Raw genomic sequence first — 1,052 nt, 5'->3', positions numbered from 1 at the left:
CGTGAGTTGGCTGGTGTGCCGGTGCGGCCTCCGTTGGTGGCGACGGGTGTGGTGGGTGTGGTGCCGTTGTCGTTTGCGCAGCGTCGGTTGTGGTTTATCGATGAGTTGAATGGGCCGAGTGCGGTTTACAACATTCCGGTGGCGTTGCGGTTGGATCGTGATCTGGATCCGGGGGTGTTGGCGGCGGCGTTGGCGGATGTGGTGGGTCGGCATGAGGCGTTGCGGACGGTGTATCGGACTGTTGATGGTGAGCCGTATCAGGTGGTTCTTGATGATGTGCGGCCGGTGTTGACTGTTCGGGATTTGGCGCCTGGTGAGGTGTCTGAGGCGGTGGAGTCGGCGGCGGGTCATGTTTTTGATCTGGCGAATGATGTTGTTTTGCGGGCGTGGTTGTTGCGTCCGGTTGGTGGGTCTCAGGTGTTGGTGGTGGTGATTCATCACATTGCTGGGGATGGTGCGTCGATGGGGCCGTTGTTGCGGGATGTCGCGACGGCGTATCAGGCGCGGGCGGTTGGTGAGGCGCCGGGTTGGGTGCCGTTGCCGGTGCGGTATGTGGATTACACGTTGTGGCAGCGGGAGCTGCTTGGTGATGTTGGTGATCCGGAGAGTTTGTTGTCGCGGCAGTTGGGTTTCTGGCGGGCGGCGTTGGCTGGTGTGCCGCAGGTGTTGGAGTTGCCCACGGATCGGCCTCGTCCGGTGCAGGCGAGTCATCGGGGTGGGGTGGTGCCGTTCACGTTGGACGGTCGCACTCATGAGGCGATGCTGCGGTTGGCGCGTGCTGCGGGGGTGTCGATGTTCATGGTGGTGCAGGCGGCCTTGGCGACGATGTTGTCGCGGATGGGTGCCGGCACCGACATTCCGATCGGCACGGTCGTGGCGGGGCGGGGCGACGAGGCGTTGGACGAGGTGGTCGGCTTTTTCGTGAACACCCTTGTGCTGCGTACCGATGTCTCGGGCGATCCCAGCTTCAATGATCTGTTGACCCGGGTTCGTGACACCGATCTGGCCGCGTACGAGAACCAGGATCTGCCCTTCGAACGCCTCGTAGAGGA

Annotated in this window: 1 protein-coding gene; it reads left to right on the top strand. The window is 62.7% G+C overall.

Annotation, left to right across the window (positions count from 1 at the left end; all coding sequences use genetic code 11):
• Nucleotides 1-36 precede the first annotated feature (36 nt).
• A partial coding sequence (locus ACFHW0_RS31640; protein WP_416613291.1) for a condensation domain-containing protein occupies nt 37-1,052 on the top strand: 1,016 nt, incomplete at its 3' end.

Origin of the sequence: Micromonospora sp. LOL_025, from assembly GCF_048060285.1 — a bacterium.
Lineage (GTDB): Bacteria > Actinomycetota > Actinomycetes > Mycobacteriales > Micromonosporaceae > Micromonospora.
The sequence above is the reverse complement of the archived record's forward strand: the minus strand, read 5'-3'. Positions and strand labels throughout refer to the sequence as shown.